The sequence below is a fragment of the Streptomyces sp. ADI95-16 genome, assembly GCF_003721495.1.
GTDB lineage: Bacteria > Actinomycetota > Actinomycetes > Streptomycetales > Streptomycetaceae > Streptomyces > Streptomyces goshikiensis.
In genome coordinates this window covers 3,197,985-3,216,950 of the sequence record NZ_CP033581.1, presented here as the reverse complement: position 1 = coordinate 3,216,950, position 18,966 = coordinate 3,197,985, and the positions used below count along the sequence as shown (strand labels likewise).

The 18,966-nt window shown below is 70.8% G+C and carries 16 protein-coding genes; 3 read left to right on the top strand and 13 right to left on the bottom strand.

Features of this window, described 5'->3' with window-relative positions:
• Window positions 1-330: 330 nt before the first annotated feature.
• The gene (locus EES41_RS14040; RefSeq protein WP_164495830.1) at window positions 331-690 is read right to left on the bottom strand and encodes a hypothetical protein; all 360 of its coding nucleotides are present in this window, start codon (window positions 688-690) and stop codon (window positions 331-333) included.
• A 468-nt stretch (window positions 691-1,158) separates the two neighbouring features.
• Here EES41_RS14040 and EES41_RS14035 point away from each other — a divergent pair, with 468 nt between their 5' ends.
• Window positions 1,159-1,689, top strand: coding sequence for a universal stress protein (locus EES41_RS14035; protein WP_123078505.1), 531 nt, complete (start codon window positions 1,159-1,161; stop codon window positions 1,687-1,689).
• A 99-nt stretch (window positions 1,690-1,788) separates the two neighbouring features.
• Window positions 1,789-2,358 carry a GPR1/FUN34/YaaH family transporter gene (locus EES41_RS14030; RefSeq protein ID WP_123078503.1) on the top strand — a complete coding sequence of 190 codons (570 nt, stop codon included), beginning with the start codon at window positions 1,789-1,791 and terminating at the stop codon, window positions 2,356-2,358.
• Between the two features lie 102 nt (window positions 2,359-2,460).
• On the opposite strand, the gene glmS is transcribed toward EES41_RS14030, so the two are convergent.
• The 3 genes from glmS to EES41_RS14015 form a co-directional block, all read right to left on the bottom strand.
• Entirely contained in the window at window positions 2,461-4,278 is a 1,818-nt protein-coding gene (gene glmS / locus EES41_RS14025; RefSeq protein ID WP_008741578.1) for a glutamine--fructose-6-phosphate transaminase (isomerizing), read from the bottom strand.
• A 99-nt stretch (window positions 4,279-4,377) separates the two neighbouring features.
• Window positions 4,378-4,653 (bottom strand): hypothetical protein, encoded by a 276-nt coding sequence (locus tag EES41_RS14020; RefSeq protein ID WP_123078501.1) that lies wholly within the window; start codon window positions 4,651-4,653, stop codon window positions 4,378-4,380.
• A gap of 107 nt (window positions 4,654-4,760) precedes the next feature.
• The gene (locus tag EES41_RS14015; protein WP_123078499.1) at window positions 4,761-5,645 is read right to left on the bottom strand and encodes a DUF4429 domain-containing protein; all 885 of its coding nucleotides are present in this window, start codon (window positions 5,643-5,645) and stop codon (window positions 4,761-4,763) included.
• Window positions 5,646-5,697: 52 nt separating this feature from the next.
• On the opposite strand from EES41_RS14015, the gene EES41_RS14010 reads away from it, so the two are divergent.
• Window positions 5,698-7,290: a beta-N-acetylhexosaminidase gene (locus EES41_RS14010; protein WP_123078497.1), complete on the top strand. Its 1,593-nt coding sequence runs from the start codon at window positions 5,698-5,700 to the stop codon at window positions 7,288-7,290.
• Window positions 7,291-7,356: 66 nt separating this feature from the next.
• Here the strand turns inward: EES41_RS14010 and EES41_RS14005 are convergent, their stop codons facing one another.
• The 9 genes from EES41_RS14005 to EES41_RS13965 form a co-directional block, all read right to left on the bottom strand.
• Window positions 7,357-9,138, bottom strand: a complete 1,782-nt coding sequence (locus EES41_RS14005) for an IucA/IucC family siderophore biosynthesis protein (RefSeq protein ID WP_123078495.1) — start codon at window positions 9,136-9,138, stop codon at window positions 7,357-7,359.
• Window positions 9,135-9,719, bottom strand: a complete 585-nt coding sequence (locus EES41_RS14000) for a GNAT family N-acetyltransferase (protein ID WP_123078493.1) — start codon at window positions 9,717-9,719, stop codon at window positions 9,135-9,137. The genes EES41_RS14005 and EES41_RS14000 overlap by 4 nt, the downstream gene beginning before the upstream one ends.
• Window positions 9,716-11,017: a lysine N(6)-hydroxylase/L-ornithine N(5)-oxygenase family protein gene (locus EES41_RS13995; protein ID WP_123078491.1), complete on the bottom strand. Its 1,302-nt coding sequence runs from the start codon at window positions 11,015-11,017 to the stop codon at window positions 9,716-9,718. The genes EES41_RS14000 and EES41_RS13995 overlap by 4 nt, the downstream gene beginning before the upstream one ends.
• Window positions 11,001-12,500, bottom strand: a complete 1,500-nt coding sequence (locus EES41_RS13990; RefSeq protein WP_123078489.1) for an aspartate aminotransferase family protein — start codon at window positions 12,498-12,500, stop codon at window positions 11,001-11,003. The genes EES41_RS13995 and EES41_RS13990 overlap by 17 nt, the downstream gene beginning before the upstream one ends.
• A gap of 182 nt (window positions 12,501-12,682) precedes the next feature.
• Window positions 12,683-13,591: a siderophore-interacting protein gene (locus EES41_RS13985; RefSeq protein ID WP_123078487.1), complete on the bottom strand. Its 909-nt coding sequence runs from the start codon at window positions 13,589-13,591 to the stop codon at window positions 12,683-12,685.
• 51 nt (window positions 13,592-13,642) lie between these two features.
• Window positions 13,643-14,692, bottom strand: coding sequence for an ABC transporter substrate-binding protein (locus tag EES41_RS13980; RefSeq protein ID WP_123078485.1), 1,050 nt, complete (start codon window positions 14,690-14,692; stop codon window positions 13,643-13,645).
• Window positions 14,693-14,833: 141 nt separating this feature from the next.
• Window positions 14,834-15,994, bottom strand: coding sequence for an acyl-CoA dehydrogenase family protein (locus tag EES41_RS13975; protein ID WP_008741588.1), 1,161 nt, complete (start codon window positions 15,992-15,994; stop codon window positions 14,834-14,836).
• Window positions 15,995-16,001: 7 nt separating this feature from the next.
• Entirely contained in the window at window positions 16,002-16,922 is a 921-nt protein-coding gene (locus EES41_RS13970; RefSeq protein WP_123078483.1) for a hydroxymethylglutaryl-CoA lyase, read from the bottom strand.
• Between the two features lie 11 nt (window positions 16,923-16,933).
• Complete coding sequence (locus EES41_RS13965) at window positions 16,934-18,964, bottom strand: acetyl/propionyl/methylcrotonyl-CoA carboxylase subunit alpha (RefSeq protein ID WP_123078481.1); 2,031 nt, start codon at window positions 18,962-18,964, stop codon at window positions 16,934-16,936.
• Between the last annotated feature and the right edge of the window lie 2 nt (window positions 18,965-18,966).

Genomic DNA, 18,966 nt, shown 5'->3' with positions numbered 1-18,966 from the left:
CCTGCACGTTTCCCCTCGGCCTCGCACGTGGATCCCCCGCCGTAAATACATGATCGAATCTACTGCGTCCCGTGGTGTCGGCGTGACAAGTTCAGCACGCAGCGCTATGTCGACTTGGCAACTTGGCGAAAAGCATTCGATCAGTAAGCGTTCCATTCCGCTACCGGGGTGGGAAGCGCGCCGCCCGGCCATGGCCAGTACCCATAGGGTCGCGAGCCTCCCGGGGCTCTGTCGTCGCTGGTGGTAGGGGGGTTGGGGGGACATTCCGGCAAGGGGGCCACCCTGTCCGGAAGTTGGCTGAAAACATGCGGGTGTGTGCGTGCGAACCGGTCAGTCCTGAGGGGGCGGGGTGCTGGGCGCCACTCCCGGGATCCACTCGGAGGCGGCGCAGCCGCGGTGTGAACCGGCCCCGCCGCGCGAGTGCCGGCCGCGGTGCGTGGGCGCGGCCCCGCCGGGCTGCCGGCCCCGCGCGAACGCCCGGGCGGCGGTGGCCCGCTCCATCTTCTCCGAGTGCCGCAGCAGCACCCGGCAGGCGGCCGTGACGGCGGCGAGCCCCAGGGTCGCGCCCACCGTCCCGCCGAAGGAGGTTCCGTAGACGACGAGGACCACGGGGACGAGCAGGCAGCTGAACGCCGCCCAGCGCACCACGTCACCCGCGGGGTCGTCATGGGAGCGCCTCGCGGGCCGCACGGACGAGTGAAGGGCGGAGGGGGGAAAGGGGTGCGGAGCGCGGACGGACCGCGTCGGCTGAGCGGGCTGGACGGGGTGAACCGGATGGCCGGGCACGTCGTACTCCCTGCGGCTCTTCCTGGACGGTCGGACGGCTGTCCAACGCCCGGCGGCGGGGGTCGGTCACCGCGCACACGGGTGGCTCGTCACTGGCTGTAGGGGACAGTGGTCATTGCCAAGCCGCCGCCTCTCCGGCATGCTCCCTGGGACGCTCTCCAAGGGCGGCATGCCCTGTGCAGGACAGGAGTGTCGCCGTACCCTGGGGGTAAGGGCTTGGGAAGATGCTTCCCGGACAGAGCTCCGTCACGCTGTGTCGCTGAAGACCTGTGTCGCTGAAAACCTGTGTCGTTGTAAACCTGCGCCGTCCAGAACCCGCGTCGCCGAACACGCCCCTGTCGCTTCCCCCAAGGACCCCTTCGCCGAGACATCATGGCCGGTCACGAATTCTCCGAACCCGCGGACCGCAAGCGCAAGCCAGTCGCCGACCACGCGTCCAGCGACCTGCGCGCGGTGGAACAGGCACGCCATCCCTGCGACCCGGCCTTCCGGCACGGCGTCGTGGTGGGATTCGACGGCTCGACGTCCAGTGAGCGGGCCCTCGCGTACGCGATCGGGATGGCCCGGCGCTCCGGATCCGGCCTGATCATCGTGCATGTGGCCAACCGGCTGCCCACCACCGTGTGGGCCGGCTGTGAGCCGCCCGTCTTCGTGGACGTCCCGGACCACCGCACCGAGGTGCTGGGGCTGGAGCTGGCCTGCGCCGACTACCTGTCGGAAGTGCCGTGGATCCTGGTCGAGCGCGGTGGGGACATCTGCCACGAGCTGGAGGAGGTCGGCCGGGAGTATTCGGCCGACGCCATCGTCGTCGGATCCACCCACGGGATCGTCGGCCGGATCTTCGGCTCGGTGGCCGGGCGGCTGGCCAAGCGCGCGCAGCGACCGGTTGTTGTCATTCCGTAACCCCGTGTATGTCGATCGTGCGGTTGTGAACCCCCTTGTAAAGGGTAGATAAATGCTGCTGGGACGCAGCAAACAACTGCAGATCGAAGGGAGCCCGCCGTGGACAATGGTGTCTCTGCGGGAAGCACGGCCTCGACTTCGACCCTCGGGAACATCGCCCTGGGTCTCACCCTTCTCGCGTTCGGTATCGGCCACACCGGTGTCATCGACGGCGTGAGCGCGGCCGACTCCGTGTCGCTCGCGACCTACCTCGGCGGTCTCGCCCTCTTCGTCCTCGGAATCCTCGAATTCCGCGCGGGCAACGGGTTCAACGGGACGGCTTTCGCGGGCCTCGGTGCCTTCTGGTTCACCTGGGCCAACGGAGCCGACGGAAAGGTTTCGGCAGATGCCGCCGGCCTCTTCCTCGTCCTCTTCGCCCTCCTCGGGCTGACCCTCACGATGGGGGCGCCCCGCGGGCCGTTCGGTCAGGGCGTGTACGCCCTGTTCACCCTCTCCCTGCTGCTCCTCGCGATAGGCGCCTTCGCGGACAGCGGCGCCCTGGGCAAGGCCGCGGGCTGGGTGGCCGTGGTCTGCGGGCTGCTCGCCTGGTACGGGGCGACGGCCGTCGTGGCCGGCTGGCCCGCCGCCTTCGGCCGGGGCTCGCGCCGAGCCGTGGTCACCGCGAGCTGACGCGAACGGGCACGGGTACCGGTACGGCACGGGTACGGATACGGGTACGGCCCCCCGAGAGGCTCGGGGGGCCGTACCCATGTCCGCGGTGTCCGGGAAGGACTACTCGACGGTGACGGACTTCGCCAGGTTGCGCGGCTTGTCGATGTCCCGGCCCAGGGCCAGGGCGGTGTGGTACGCCAGCAGCTGGAGCGGGATGCCCATCAGGATCGGGTCCAGCTCGTCCTCGTTCTTGGGAACGAGGATGGTGTGGTCGGCCTTCTCCTGCTCACGGTGGGCGACCGCCAGGATCCGGCCGCTGCGGGCCTTGATCTCCTCCAGCGCGGCGCGGTTCTTCTCCAGCAGGTCGTCGTCCGGGACGATCGCGACCGTCGGCATCGCCGGCTCGATGAGCGCGAGCGGGCCGTGCTTGAGCTCGGAGGCCGGGTAGGCCTCGGCGTGGATGTAGGAGATCTCCTTCAGCTTGAGGGAGGCCTCCAGGGCCACCGGGTAGCCGCGGACCCGGCCGATGAACATCATCGACTTGGCCTCGGCGTACTCGGCCGCCAGCTTCTTGATGTCCTCTTCGGTCTCCAGGATCTCCTGGATCTGCGCGGGCAGCTTGCGCAGGCCCTCGATGATCCGCTTGCCGTCGGTGACCGACAGGTCGCGGATGCGGCCGAGGTGCACGGCGAGCAGCGCGAAGGCCACGACCGTGTTGGTGAAGCACTTGGTGGAGACGACGCAGACCTCGGGGCCGGCGTGCACGTAGACGCCGCCGTCGGCCTCGCGGGCGATCGCGGAACCGACCACGTTGACCACGCCGAGGACGCGGGCGCCCTTGCGCTTGAGCTCCTGCACCGCCGCGAGCACGTCGTACGTCTCACCGGACTGGGAGACCGCGATGTAGAGGGTGTCGGGGTCCACGACCGGGTTGCGGTAGCGGAACTCGGAGGCCGGCTCGGCGTCGGCGGGGATGCGGGCCAGGCTCTCGATGAGGCCGGCGCCGATCATGCCGGCGTGGTACGAGGTGCCGCAGCCCAGGATCTTGACCCGGCGGATGCCGCGCGCCTCGCGCGGGTCCAGGTTCAGGCCGCCCAGGTGCACGGTGTTGAAGCGGTCGTCGATCCGGCCGCGCAGGACGCGGTCGACCGCGTCGGCCTGCTCGGAGATCTCCTTGTGCATGTAGGTGTCGTGACCGCCCATGTCGTAGGAGGCGGCCTCCCACTCCACGGTCTCCGGGGTGGCGGTGGTGGTGGCACCGCTGGTGGTGTAGGTGCGGAAGTCGTCGGCCTTCAGGGTGGCCATCTCGCCGTCGTTGAGGGTGACGATCTGGCGGGTGTGGGCGACCAGCGCGGCGACGTCCGAGGCGACGAACATCTCCTTCTCGCCGATGCCGAGGACGACCGGGGAGCCGTTGCGGGCGACGACGATGCGGTCGGGGAAGTCGGCGTGCATCACGGCGATGCCGTAGGTGCCCTCGATCACCTTGACCGCCTCGCGGACCTTCTCCTCCAGGGTGTCGGCCTGGGAGCGCGCGATCAGGTGGGTGATGACCTCGGTGTCGGTCTCCGAGACGAAGACGATGCCGTCGGCCACCAGCTTGGCGCGCAGCTCGTCGGCGTTGTCGACGATGCCGTTGTGGACGACGGCGACGTTGTTGTCGGCGTCCAGGTGCGGGTGGGAGTTGATGTCGCTCGGGGCGCCGTGGGTGGCCCAGCGGGTGTGGGCGATGCCGGTGGTGCCGGCGAAGCGCTTGGGGACCCGGGACTCCAGCTCACGGACGCGGCCCTTGGCCTTGACGACCTTCAGGGCCGGCGACTTCGGCGTGTTGACGACGATGCCCGCCGAGTCGTAGCCGCGGTACTCAAGGCGCTGGAGACCCTCCAGCAGCAGCGGTGCCACGTCACGCTTGCCGATGTAACCCACGATTCCGCACATACGGTGTTACCCCTCCTGGTTTTCGTTCGCTCGTGCCGTCTTCGCCTTCGCCGCCCTGTCGCGGCTCCGGCCCTTGCCCTGTCCGTCCTTCGGCCGCGCTCAGCCGTAGACGACGCGGCGCAGCTGCCGGAGCGAGAGCTCCGGTGGCGCCACGGCGCGGTGCGGCAGTTCCGCCGCGATCCGCTCGAAGATCTCCGCGTTGACCGCGCCACCGGACTGGAGCTCACGGTGGCGGCGGCGGACGAAGTCCTCCGTCGTCTCGTCGAAGTACGCGAGCACGTCCAGCACCACCCGGGCGGCCTCACCGCGCTGGAGCGCGGTGCTGCGGACCAGGTGGTCGACGAGATCGTCGTGTGACGGGCGGCGGTCGAGCATCCGTAGATACTGACCGTCAGCGGGGCGGAATGCAAAAATCCTGCCCGATTCCGGGCAGGATCTTGCTGGTCTGGACCAACAGAATGGGATATTCCGGTTGAGTGGGGTCAGAAGCGGCGCAGGACCAGCGCCTTCGCCGACGTGAACTCCTCGTCCGTGAGGATGCCCTTCGCGCGCAGATCGCCCAGTTCCTGGAGCCGGCGCAGCAGGGCGTCGTGGTCCTCGGCGGCAGCCCCGCCGGCGAGGGCCCCGGCGGCGGGCGCGGCACGTTCCGGGAGGGCCGCGGGAGCGGCCGGGTGGGGCAGCCGTACCGCCACGGCGGCCGCCACGAGCGCGGTGACCAGCTCCTTCTTGCCGAAGCCGAAGAGCTCCACCGTGTGCGGGTCGTACTTGGGGGCGGCCGCCGCCGGGGTGCCCGCCAGGGAGAACCGGAGCCAGCCGTTCGTCAGCCCCTTCGCCGGGGACCAGTCCACCGCCCGGACGTCCGCCACCCGGAACCGGCTGGGACCGGCGGAGTGCTTGGAGTCCTCGGCCGTCCAGTTCCAGTCCAGGGACACCCGGTCCCCGTCGAAGGCCACCGCCGCGTCGCCCCCGCCCGCCGTGACCGGCACCGCCGGCCCGGGCAGCAGGTAGGCGTCGACCGGGCCCGGATCCACCTGCTCCAGCAGCAGGGCGTTGCGCACCTCGTCGACGAAGTACTCCGCGACCCCGGTGCGGTCCTGCTCGACCGTGAGCCGGTAGGGGTCGGAGCTCTCCGGCAGCCGCCCGCCGGTCACCTGGAGCAGCGGGTCGGCCCCGTCCCGCGGCCGCAGCCGCAACCGGCCCGACTTGCGGCCCGGTTCGTAGGAGACGCCCGCGATCGCGCGCAGGGGTACGGCCAGCTCGCCGAGGGTCTGGCGCAGCGGCCCGACCTCCTTGTCGCGGCCGGGGACGATGCGCACCACGTCACCGTCGAAGGTCCAGGTGCCGTCCTTCTGGATGATTTCCGCCATCCTGGGATTCTCGCACCCGCGCGGGGCCGGGAGTTGGCCTATACCTGGGCACATGAGAGTCCTGCGACGCGCGCTCGGCACCCTCCTCGTCCTCGGTGCGGCCGTCTCCTGCACCGCGGCCCACGGCGACGACGCCAAACCCGGGGGCGGCCGCACCGCCGCCCTGACCCCCTACGAACGGCTCCTGCCGGCGCCCGCCTCCGCCCGCCCCGGCGGCCCCGGGTACCCCTTCGGCGCGGGCACCGTCATCCGTACCGGCCGCGCCGACGGCGCCGCCGGCGCGGAGGTCCGACGCGTCGGCGAACTCCTCGCCGAGCAGCTGCGCGGCCCCAGCGGGCTGCCGCTGCCCGTGGTCGACGGGGAGGCCGGCGACGGCGTCCGGCTGCGCCTCGACGGGCGGGCCGCCGGGCTGGGACCCGAGGGGTACCGGCTGGAGGCCTCGGCCTCGGGGGTCACCCTGACCGCCCGCACCCCGGCGGGGCTCTTCCACGCGGGGCAGACGCTGCGCCAGCTGCTGCCCGTGAGCGGCCCGGGAACGGTGCCCGGCGGGACCGTCACCGACGCGCCGAGGTTCGCGTACCGCGGCGCGATGCTCGACGTCGCGCGGCACTTCTTCGGCATCGACCAGGTCAAGCGGTACGTCGACCAGCTCGCCCAGTACAAGGTCAACACGCTGCACCTGCACCTGACCGACGACCAGGGCTGGCGGATCGCCGTCGACGGCTGGCCGCGGCTGGCCGAGTACGGGGGCGCCGGCGAGGTCGGCGGCGGCCCCGGCGGCCACTGGACGAAGGACGAGTACCGGGAGCTGGTGGCCTACGCCCGCGAGCGGTACGTGGAGGTGGTCCCCGAGATCGACATGCCGGGGCACGTCAACGCGGCGCAGGCCTCGTACGCCGAGCTGAACTGCGACGGCAAGGCACGGGAGCGGTACACGGGGACCAAGGTGGGCTTCAGCTCGCTGTGCGTCGGCAAGGAGCGGACGTACGAGTTCATCGACGACGTGCTCGGCGAGCTGGCGGAGCTGACCCCGGGCCGCTACCTCCACATCGGCGGCGACGAGGCGCACTCGACCCCGGCGGCGGACTACGCGGCGTTCATGGACCGGGCGCAGCAGGTGGTCGCGCGGCACGGCAAGACGGTGCTGGCCTGGCACCAGCTGGCGACGGCCCGTCCGGCGGCGGGCGCGGTCCTCCAGTACTGGGGTCACGACAAGACGCCGGCGGCCGAGAAGGCGGCGGTGGCCGCGGCGGCCCGGGCGGGCCACCCGGTGATCCTCTCGCCGGCGGACCGGCTGTACCTGGACATGAAGTACGACACGGCGACGAAGCCGGGCCTGGCCTGGGCCGGGTACGTCCCGGTGCGGCGCGCCTACGAGTGGAACCCGGGGACCTACCTGGAGGGCGTGGCGGAGTCCGCCGTCCTCGGGGTGGAGGCGCCGCTGTGGACGGAGACCATCTCGGCCCGGGCCGACCTGGAGTACATGGCCTTCCCGCGCGTGCTGGGCCTCGCGGAACTGGGCTGGTCCCCGGCCGGCGCCCTGGACTGGACGGCGTACCGCCAGCGGCTGGCGGCGCAGGCCCCGCGCCTGACGGCCCAGGACATCGCCTTCCACCGGGCCCCGGACGTCCCCTGGGGGCGGTAGCCGCACACGCAAAGGCGGGCCCCGCCGGACGAGGGACCGTATCGTCCGGCGGGGCCCGCTCGATGCCTACCGGCGCGCGAAGGGCGCGACGGGGTTCTTGAGGGTGCCGATCAGCTGGAGGGCCGCCGCCGGGTCGGCGAGGTCGACCATCTGCTTGTTGTTGCGCAGCTGGAGGCGGTTCAGGCAGGACAGCTGGAACTCCTCCGCGAAGTAGTCGTACCGCTCGAAGCGCTCCGCGAGCTGCGGCATCGACTCCTGGTAGGCGTGGCCGCAGTCGGCGACCGCCTTCCAGAAGGTGTCCTCCTCGCAGATGCCCTCCGAGACCAGGATCGAGCCCAGGAAGCGGAAGAAGCAGTCGAACACGTCCGTGAAGATGGACAGCAGCTTCATGTCCTCCGGGATGTCCGCCCGGACCCGCTCGACCGCGGGCGGCAGGACCGCGTCCGGGTCCATGACCACGATCTCCTCGGCGATGTCCTTGAAGATCGCCCGCTTCACCACGCCGCCCTCGATGACGAGGATGGTGTTCTCACCGTGGGGCATGTACGCGAGGTCGTACTGGTAGAAGCAGTGCAGCAGCGGGACCAGGTACGCCTTGAGGTACGAGCGCAGCCACTCCTCGGGCGTCAGGCCCGACTCCGCGATCAGGGCGCCGACGAAGGACTTGCCCTCGGAGTCCACGTGCAGGAGCGAGGCCATCGTCGCGAGCCGCTCGCCGCCCCGGAGGGAGGCGACCGGGGACTCGCGCCACAGCGCCGCCAGCATCTTGCGGTACGGCGAGTAGCGGTCGGTGGCGCGCTCGTACTGGCGGTGGTGGTAGCCGATCGCCGCGCGCTCGCGGATGATCGAGAAGTCCACCGACCGCAGGACCTCGTCGCCCTCGATGAGCTGGTGCAGCCAGTCGTTGATGGCAGGCGTGGCCTCCATGTACGCGGCCGACAGGCCCCGCATGAAGCCCATGTTGAGCACCGAGATCGCCGTCTTGACGTAGTGCTTCTCGGGGGCGCTGGTGTTGAAGAACGTACGGATCGACTGCTGGGCCAGGTACGCGTCCGAGCCCTCGCCGAGCAGCACCAGGCGGCGGTTCGCGATCTCGGCCGCGAAGGTGACCGTGGTCTTGTTCCACCACTGCCAGGGGTGGATCGGCAGCAGGTGGTAGTCCGCCAGGTCCAGGCCGAGCTCCGCCATCCGCGCCGAGAACGCCGCGACGGTCTCCTCGCCCAGCTCCTCGCGGACGAACGAGTCGTAGTCCAGGCCCGCGCCCGCCGTGAAGGTGGAGACGTCCTTGCGGGCCGCCACCCACACCAGGTGCACGGGGCTCGCGGTCTCCGGGGCGTACGCGAGGTACTCGTGCACGCCGAAGCCGAGGCGGCCGTTGTTGGCCACGAAGCAGGGGTGGCCCTCGGTCATGCCGGTCTCGATGTCCTGGAAGGAGGACTTGGCGAGGACGGCGGAGGAGACCTGCGGCTTCGTGTACTTGAAGCCCGAGCCCGCCAGGGTGGAGGAGATCTCCTCCAGGTAGACCGGCAGCACCTCGGCGCTCAGGCCCAGGGCCTCGCGCAGCTCGATGTGGAAGTCGAGGGCGTCCAGCGGCAGCTCGGCGCCGTCGCGGTGGCGGGTGATGGAGGCCTCGTCCACGGCCCAGTGGTCCAGGGCGTGCAGCTCCGCCTCGAAGCGGTACTCCACGGTGGCGTCGTCGCTGAGCACGGAGTACGAGGAGCCGCCGAGCGGCTTCGGGGTCAGGAGGCGCTCGTGCGAGAACTCGGCCAGGCCCTTGCGGACCAGGGCGCGGTTCGCGCGGTCCCACAGCTCGGGGGAGAGGTGGGAGATGGCGTCGGCGAGGCTCATATGGAGGCTCCCGTCAGGCCGGTGGCCGCCTCGAACTGGCCGCGGGTGCAGAAGCTCAGCAGGGCTTCCTTCTCCGGCTTCGTCACGGGGCGCTCGGCGACGAAGCCGACGGCCTCGTTGAGGGCGTGCACGGCCGTGTTGCGCACGTCCGGCTCGACGACGACGCGCTCGGCCGCCGGGTCCGCGAAGACGGCCGCCATCACGGTGGTGATGACCGCGCGGGTGAAGCCGTGCAGCGGCTTCTCGCTCGGGGCGACGAGGAAGTGCATGCCGACGTCGCCGGGCTGCGCGTCGTACAGGCCGACGAGCTCCAGCTCGCTCGGGTCGTACGTCTCCATCAGGAACGCCGGGCGGCCCTCGTGCAGGCCGATGAAGGCCTGGTGGTGCTCGTGCGCCGCGATCCGCGTGTACTCGCGCTCGACGTCCGCCAGCGTGGCGTCCTGCATCATCCAGAACGAGGCCTTCGGGTGGGTGACCCAGCCGTGCAGCAGCTCCGCGTCGGCGAACGGGTCCAGGGGCCTCACGGAGAAGGTGCCCAGTTCCGCGTCGGTGCGGGCGTACAGGATTTTGGTGGTGCTCATGCGTGCATGCCTTCCGGGGCCGCGAACTGCTGGAACGCGATGGACTTCTCGACCTTGTAGTACTCGCGGCCGAGCAGCTCACCGACGATGTACGCGTTGCGGTACGCGGCCATGCCCAGGTCGGGCGAGGTGATGGAGTGGTTGTGGGTCGTGCCGTTCTGGAGGTAGACCCCCCGGCCGGTGGTGTCCACGCTGTAGTTGCGGGCGGCGTCGAGGCGGCCGTGCCCGTCGAAGTTGAGGCGCGGACGGACCGGGTTCAGGAACTCGGGCACGACGTACTTGTAGCCGGTGGCCAGGACCAGGCCCTCGGTGGCGAGGGAGAAGTCCCGCTCCTGCTCCTCCTGGCGCAGCCCCAGGGCGTAGGTGCCCGTGGTGGTGTCGTACGCCGTGGTGTTCAGGGAGGTGTTGGTCAGCAGGGTGGTCGGGACGGGGCCCGGCATGCTGATCTTCTTCTGGTAGAGCAGATCGAAGATCTCGTTGATCAGATCGCCGTCGATGCCCTTGAAGAGGTTCTTCTGCTGGGTCTCCAGCCGGTAGCGGGTCTCCTCGGGGAGGGCGTGGAAGTAGTCCACGTACTCCGGGGAGGTCATCTCCAGCGTCAGCTTCGTGTATTCGAGCGGGAAGAAGCGCGGGGAGCGGGTGACCCAGTTGAGCTGGTAGCCGTGGACGTCGATCTCGGCGAGCAGGTCGTAGTAGATCTCGGCCGCGCTCTGGCCGGAGCCGATCAGGGTGATCGACTTCTTCTTCTGCAGCTCCTCCTTGTTCTGCATGTAGGAGGAGTTGTGCAGGAAGTCCCCGCCGAGGTTCGCGCAGGCCTGCGGGACGTAGGGCGAGGTACCGGTGCCCAGGACCAGGCGGCGGGCCAGGTGGGTCTCGCCCCCGTCCGTGTGGACCTCGTAGAGCCCGGCGGCCTCGTCGTAGGTGACCTCGCTGACGGAGGTGGACCACAGGACGTTGTCGAGCCGGTCGGCGGCCCAGCGGCAGTAGTCGTTGTACTCGGCCCGCAGCGGGTAGAAGTTCTCCCGGATGTAGAAGGAGTACAGCCGGTCCCGGTCCTTCAGGTAGTTCAGGAAGGAGAAGGGCGAGGTCGGGTCGGCCAGCGTGACCAGGTCCGACATGAACGGGGTCTGCAGGTGCGCGCCGTCCAGGAACATGCCGGCGTGCCACTCGAAGTGCGGCTTCGACTCGATGAAGAGACCGTCGAGTTCTTCGATCGGATCGGTCAGGCAGGCGAGTCCCAGGTTGAAGGGACCGAGACCGATTCCGATGAAGTCGTGGGGCTTAACGGTGGACGGCAAGGGATGCTCCCAGGAACTGCGCGGCGTGTGCGGCGAGAAGGTCGAGGACGGCGGAGATGTCGGCCGTCGTGGTCTGAGGGTTGAGGAGGGTGAACTTCAGGTACTGCTTCCCGTCCACCTTGGTGCCGGCCACGACCGCCTCACCGGAGGCGAACAGGGCCTTGCGGGCGTGCAGCTGGGCCTCGTCCAGGAGCTCGGCGGGCAGGTCCGCGGCGTCCGGACCGGGCACGTAGCGGAAGACCAGGGTGGAGATCTGCGGCTTGACGACGACCTCGAAGCGCGGGTCGGCGTCGATGATGTCCCAGCCGGCCGCGGCCAGGTCGATGACCTCGTCGAAGAGGGAGCCGAGGCCGTCGGCGCCCATGGTGCGCAGGGTCATCCAGAGCTTGAGCGCGTCGAAGCGGCGCGTGGTCTGGATGGACTTGTCGACCTGGTTCGGGATCCGCTCCTCCGCCATGCGGCGGGGGTTGAGGTAGTCCGCGTGGTACGTGGCGTGCTTGAGGGTGTCCCGGTCGCGGACCAGTACCGCGCTGGAGCTGACGGGCTGGAAGAACGACTTGTGGTAGTCGACCGTGACGGAGTCGGCGTTCTCGATGCCGTCGAGGAGGTGCCGGCGCGTCGGGGAGATCAGCAGTCCGCAGCCGTAGGCGGCGTCCACGTGCATCCAGGCGGAGTGCTCGGAGGTCAGGCGGGCGATCTCGGGGAGCGGGTCGATGGATCCGAAGTCGGTGGTGCCGGCGGTCGCGACGACGGCCATCGGGAAGAGGCCGTCGCGGCGGCAGTTCTCCAGCTCCAGGGCGAGGATCGCGGTGTCCATGCGGCGGTTGCGGTCGACCGGGACGGAGATGACCGCCTCGTAGCCGAGGCCGAGCATGGCGGCCGACTTCTTGACGCTGAAGTGGCTGGCCTCGGAGGTGAAGATGCGCAGCTTGGGGAGGACCTCGGACTTCGGGAGTTCCCGGCCCTCGTTCAGCGCCTGCTTCATGACGATCCGGCAGGCCTCGTCGCGGGCCAGCAGGAGCGCGTGGAAGTTGGACTGGCTGCCGCCGGAGGTGAAGACGCCGTCCGCGCCCTCGCCGAGGCCGATGCGCTGGGCGGTCCAGTCGATGAGGCGGCGCTCGATGAGCGTGCCGCCGATGGACTGGTCCCAGGTGTCCAGCGAGGAGTTGACGGCCGAGAGGACCGCCTCGCCGAGTACGGCCGGTATCACGACGGGGCAGTTGAGGTGGCCGAGGTAGCGCGGGTGGTGGAAGTACACCGCGTCGCGCAGGTAGACGTCCTCCAGCTCGTCGAGGACGGCGGCCGGGTCTTCGAGCGGCCGGTCCAGGTCGATCCCGTTGATGACCGGGGCGAGTTCGTCCACGGATATGCCGGTGTGGGGCCGTTCCGTGGTCGCGAGTTTGGCGGCGACACGCTCGACGCCCTCGGTCACGGTACGCCGGTAGATGTCCGCGGTCGTCTCATTCAGCAGATGCGAACGCATCAACTTTCCTCCGGGCAGGCAGGGGAAGCGGGGGTGGGGGTGCTGGATTAGGTTAGCCTAACCTAACACTCAAGCCAAATAGGGATGGGCCCCGGTCGGAACCGGGGCCCATCCCTGAAGTCGTCCGAGGGCGGAACGAGTTGCCGCGAGGCGGCGATCCGCGAAGTGCGGGGCGTCCTCGGCTACAGCGCGGACGCGGGGTCCTCGCTGGCCGACTTGCCGGCGTACGCCTCGGCGAGGAGTTCCTCCTCGCTCGCGCCGAGCCGCCAGTAACCGGTGAAGCGCACCGCGCGCCGGTCGATGGAACGTTCCTGCACGATGTGCCGGCGGACCGCGCGGATGGTGCCCGCCTCGCCCGCGAGCCAGACGTACGGGGCCGTGGCGGGCGGCAGTTCGGCCATCCGCATCGCGTCGAGCACCCGCTGGACGCGCTCCTCGCGGCCCGCTCCGCCCTCGCGGACGATCCAGGTGATCTCCGCGTCGGCGAGGGTGGGCAGGACGAGCCGGTCGTCCTCGTGCGGGACCTCGAACCAGGCCCGCACACGGGTGCCGGAGGCGAGCCGGTCCAGGATCGCGGCGGCGGCGGGGAGCGCGGTCTCGTCCGCGTACATCACCAGCGCGTCGGTGCCGGCCGGCGGCTGGAACCGTACGGACTTGTTCTCCGCGACGGCCGGGCCGATCGCCAGGATCCGGCGGCCGGTGGCGGCCCCTCCGGCCCAGCGGGACGCCGGCGAGGCGTCCCCGTGGAGGACGAAGTCGATGTCCACCTCGTCCACGCCCTCGGGGGTCCGGCGCTGCTCGCGCACCGTGTACGAGCGCATCACCGGGCGGTCGGCGTCGGGCATCGCGCGCCACGCGCCGAACCAGGTGTCCTCGTCGGTGGACGGGAGCACCGTGTGCTTCTCGTGGGCGGGCGGCAGGAAGAGCGAGAGGCTCTGGTCGTAGCCGCCCGAGCGGAAGTCCGCGAGGGACCCACCGCCGAACGTGACCCGCAGGAACGAGTGCCCGAGCCGGCGCGTGCGGAGCACTTCGAGTTCGAAGAACCGGAAGTGGGCGATGGCCGGGGCGGCGTCTGATGCGGTGACGGTCATGCGGTGGGTCCCCCTGGGAATTCGGGTCGGCGCCGGGTCGGGCGCCTGGGGTCAGCTGACCTTCTTGGCGTTCTGGACGGCCTTGGCGAGGTCTTCCAGGATCTGCGCGCACTTCTCGTACGAGTAGATCGGCTCGGTCACGCGCGGGGCGACCTGGCCGGCCTTGACGGCGGGCATCTCGGCCCAGGTCGGCTTGGCCTTCAGCTCCTCCGACTGGAGGGTGCCGGTGCGGTTGTCGAGCAGGACCAGGTCGGCCTTGTACTTGCCGGCGTTCTCCCAGCTGAGGCTCTCGAAGAAGCCGCCCGCGTCCAGCTTGTCCTTGTCCGGGGTGATGAACTCGACGCCGAGGGTCTCGAAGTACTTGAGGTCGGCGGAGGTCTTCGGGGTGGAGACGTAGAACAGGTCGGCGGAGCCGGAGCCGACGAGCACCTTGATGCCCGGGTTGGCCTTGGTGGCCTCGCGCACCTTGGCGGCGGCGGCCTCGAAGCGGGCCTTCGCGTCGGCGGTCTTCTTGCTGCTCAGGTCGGCGCCCAGGGACTTGGCCAGGTCGGCCGTGCGCTCCAGGGACTTGTCGAGGGAGGCGTCGCCGCCCACGCCGATGGCGGCGGCCGGGGCCAGCTTCAGGATCTTGTCCTTGGAGGCCTCCGGGACGTACCAGTAGGTGCCGTCCCAGGTGTTGGTGACGAGCAGCTCCGGCTGGAGGGCCGCGTACTTCTCGACGTTGAACTCGTCGTAGACGTTGCCGAGGATCTCGACCTTGGAGATGTCCATCGAGCCGGCCTGGACGTCGGGCTTGCCGTCGGCGGTCTTGGTCGGGCCGAACACGCCCTTGACCTGGACGCCGTAGTCGTAGAGCGCGGCGGCGGTGCCGGTGTAGGCCACGATGTTCTTCGGGGCGGCCTTCAGGCTGATGTCCTTGCCGAGGTCGTCCTTGAAGGTCCAGGGACCCGAGGCGGCGGCGCCCTTGTCCTTGTCCTTGCCCGTCTCGCCCTTCGCGGAGTCGGTGCCGCCGCACGCGGTGAGCGCCGCGACGAGGCCGAGGGCGCCGCCGGCCGCGATGAGCCCGCGGCGGGAGAGGTAGGAGGTACGGGACTTGGGCATGTCGATGTCCGCTTTCGTGCGTGTCAGGCGGCCGCTGGGCCGTTCGGAGGGAAGGTTAGCCTAACCTTGGCCGAAAGCGGTAAGGGGGCCCTAAGTTTTTCTAGGGCCCCCTCGGTGTACGGTCCGCCGCCGTCCTCCGCGCTAGGAGGAGAAGCCCAGCTCGCGGGCGATGAGCATGCGCTGCACCTCGCTGGTGCCCTCGCCGATTTCGAGGATCTTCGAGTCCCGCCACATGCGCGCCACCGGGTACTCGTTCATGAAGCCGTAGCCGCCGTGGATCTGCGTGGCGTCCCGGGCGTTGTCCACCGCGACGGTGGAGGAGTACAGCTTGGCGATCGCCGCCTCCTTCTTGAACGGCTCCCCGGCCACCAGGCGGGAGGCCGCGTCGCGCCAGCCGATCCGGGCCATGTGGGCGCGCATCTCCATGTCGGCCAGCTTGAACTGGATGGCCTGGTTGTCGCCGATCGGACGGCCGAAGGCCTTGCGCTCCTTCGCGTACTTCACCGACTCGTCCACGCAGCCCTGGGCGAGGCCCGTCGCGAGCGCCGAGATGGCGATCCGGCCCTCGTCGAGGATGCGGAGGAACTGGGCGTAGCCGCGGCCCTCCGCGCCGACCAGGTTGGCGAGGGGGACCCGTACGTCCTGGAAGGACAGCTCACGGGTGTCCGAGGAGTTCCAGCCGACCTTGGAGTACGGGGCGGCCACGGTGAAGCCGGGGGTGCCGGACGGGACGATGATCGAGGAGATCTCCGGGCGGCCGTCCGCCTTGCGGCCGGTGACGGCGGTGACGGTGACCAGACCGGTGATGTCCGTACCGGAGTTGGTGATGAAGCACTTCGAGCCGTTGATCACCCACTCGTCGCCGTCCTTGACGGCGGTGGTGCGGGTGCCGCCGGCGTCGGAGCCGCCGTCCGGCTCGGTCAGGCCGAAGGCGCCGAGGATCTCGCCGGAGCACATCCTCGGCAGCCACTCCCGCTTCTGCTCCTCGGTGCCGAACAGGTGGAGGGGCATGGCGCCGAGGGAGACGCCCGCCTCCAGGGTGATCGCGACCGAGGAGTCGACGCGGGCCAGCTCCTCCAGGGCGATGCCGAGGGCGAGGTAGTCGCCGCCCATGCCGCCGTACTCCTCCGGGAAGGGCAGGCCGAACAGGCCCATGCGGCCCATCTCGCGGACGATCTCGTACGGGAACTCGTGCCGCTCGTACAGGTCGCCGATCTTGGGGGCGACGACGTCGTGCGCGAACTCCTCGACGGTGCGGCGGAGTTCCTCGTGCTCAGGGGTGAGCCGGTGGTCGAGGGACATGTTTTCGTTACTCCTTGTGGGAGAGGGCGCGGACGGTACGGGAAGGGCTGGGGCGGCCCAGCTGTTCGGCCATCCACACGCTCGTGGCGGTGAGGGCGGCCAGATCGACACCGGTCTCGATGCCGAGGCCGTCGAGCATCCACACCAGGTCCTCGGTGGCGAGGTTGCCGGTGGCGCTCTTGGCGTACGGGCAGCCGCCGAGACCGCCGGCGGAGGCGTCGACCGTGGTCACGCCGTGCTGGAGCGCGGCCAGGGTGTTGGACAGGGCCTGGCCGTAGGTGTCGTGGAAGTGCACGCCGATCAGGTCGGCGCCGACGCCCTCCTCGCCCAGCTCGCCGAGGAGCGCCTGGACGTGCCCCGGGGTGGCGACGCCGATGGTGTCGCCGAGGCTGAGCTCGTCGCAGCCGAGGTCGAGCAGGGCCTTGGCGACGCGGACCACCTGCTGGACCGGGACGGGCCCCTCCCAGGGGTCGCCGAAGCACATGGAAAGGTAGCCGCGGACGTGCGCCCCGCCCTCCTTGGCGCGGGCCACGACCGGCTCGAACATCGCGAGGGACTCGGCGACGGTCCGGTTGAGGTTGCGGGAGGCGAAGGTCTCGGTGGCCGAACCGAAGACGGCGATCCGGCTCGCCCCGAGGGCGAGCGCCCGGTCCAGCCCGCGCTCGTTGGGGACGAGCACGGGCAGGTGCACCCCGGGCAGGTCCGACAGCTGCGGGAACAGCTCCTCGGCGTCCGCCAGTTGGGGGACCCACTTGGGGTGCACGAAGCTGGTCGCCTCGATCGTGGTCAGCCCGGCGGCGGCCAGCCGGTGCACGAACTCGGCCTTCACGTGCGTGGGCACGGCCGACTTCTCGTTCTGCAGCCCGTCGCGGGCACCGACCTCGTGGATCCGCACGCGGGCCGGGAGCGCGGGGGCGGGGACGGTCATGGGAAGCCCGTTCACTTGCCCTCCTCCTCTTCTCCTCGCGGCTCCTCCGGCGTGACGACCGCGAGGACCTGGTCCATCGCGACGGTGGTGCCGGGGGAGACGTCGAGCTCGGCGACGGTGCCGGAGTGCGGGGCGGAGATGACGTGCTCCATCTTCATCGCCTCGACGACGAGCAGGCTCTGACCGGCCGTCACCTTGTCGCCGACGGCCACCTTGACGACGGTGACGGTGCCGGGCATCGGGGCGGCGAGCGTCTCCGCCCCGGCGTGGCCGCGACCGCTGAGGGCCGCGGTGACGGGGTCGTGGGCCTGGACGTGCCAGCTGTCGCCGTCCCGGCCGAGCCAGGTCCCTTCGGGGGAGCGGGCGTGACTGAAGGTGTGCGTGACGCCGTCGAGTTCCACCGTGACGCGGTCCTCGCCCCGGCTGACGATCCGGCCCCGGGCCGGTGCGCCGGGGCCCTCGGCGAGCAGGAGCTCCGTCTCGGTGCCCGAGGGGCGGGAGCGGACCGTTACCGGCTCCTGGCCCGGGAGGCGGAAGTGGTGGACCGTCCAGGCGGGGGTCCCGCCCAGGCGCCAGCCGTCGGCTGCCCCGAAGGGGTCGACCCAGTTCCGGGAAGGGGCGGAGTGGGCGGGGCGGGCGGCGGTCAGCAGGGCCGCCGCCGCGAAGACCTCCGGCGGGACGCCCTCCGGGAGCAGCGTGGACAGGTCGCGCTCCACCAGACCGGTGTCCAGGTTGCCCGACACCACGTCCGGGTGCGCCAGGAGCCTGCGCAGGAACCCGGTGTTGGTCTGGACGCCCAGGATCACCGTGTCCGCCAGGGCCCCCCGCAGGATGCGCAGGGCGGTGGCCCGGTCGGGACCGTACGCGATCACCTTCGACAGCATCGGGTCGTAGGTCGAGCCGGTGTCCACCCCCGCCACCAGGCCGGAGTCCGTCCGCACGGACCCGCCCGACGGCTCGGACAGCGCCAGCACCGTCCCCCCGGAGGGCAGGAAGCCCCGCGCCGGGTCCTCCGCGCAGACGCGGGCCTCGACGGCGTGCCCGGTGAGGGTGACGTCCGCCTGGCCGAAGCCCAGCTCCGCGCCGGAGGCCACCCGCAGCTGCTGCTCCACCAGGTCCAGCCCGGTGATCAGCTCCGTCACCGGGTGCTCCACCTGGAGCCGGGTGTTCATCTCCATGAAGTAGTAGGAGGACGGGTCCCCGCCCGGGACGATGAACTCCACCGTCCCCGCGCCCACGTACCCGCACGACCGCGCCGCCTCCACCGCCGCCGCGCCCATCGAGGCCCGCAGCTCCGGCGTCAGCAGGACCGACGGGGCCTCCTCGATCACCTTCTGGTGACGGCGCTGGAGCGAGCACTCGCGCTCACCCAGGTGCACCACGTTCCCGTACGAGTCCGCCAGCACCTGGATCTCGATGTGCCGGGGCCGGTCCACCCAGCGCTCCACGAGCAGCGTGTCGTCGCCGAACGAGGACCTCGCCTCGCGCCGCGCCGCCGCGATCTCCTCCGCCAGCAGCCCGGCGTCCCGCACCAGCCGCATGCCCTTGCCGCCGCCGCCCGCCGAGGGCTTCAGCAGCACCGGCATGCCGATCTCCTCGGCCGCCGCGACGAGTTCGGCGTCCGACAGGCCGCTCCCGGACGAGCCGGGGACCACGGGCACGCCCGCCGCCTTCACCGTCTCCTTGGCCCGGATCTTGTCGCCCATCAGGGAGATCGCCTTGGCGGGCGGCCCGATGAAGGCCAGCCCCGCCTCCGCGCACGCCTGCGCGAAACCCGCGTTCTCCGCGAGGAACCCGTACCCCGGGTGGATCGCCTCGGCCCCGCTGCGGCGGGCGGCGTCGAGCAGCCGCTCCACCGACAGGTAGCTCTCGGCGGCCGCCGCCGGGCCGATCCGGACGGCCGTGTCGGCCTCCCGTACGTGCCGGGCGTCGGCGTCCGCGTCGCTGAAGACGGCAACCGAGCGCACCCCGAGCTCCCGCAGCGTGCGGATGACCCGGACCGCGATCTCGCCCCGGTTGGCGACCAGAACAGTGCTGAACATCA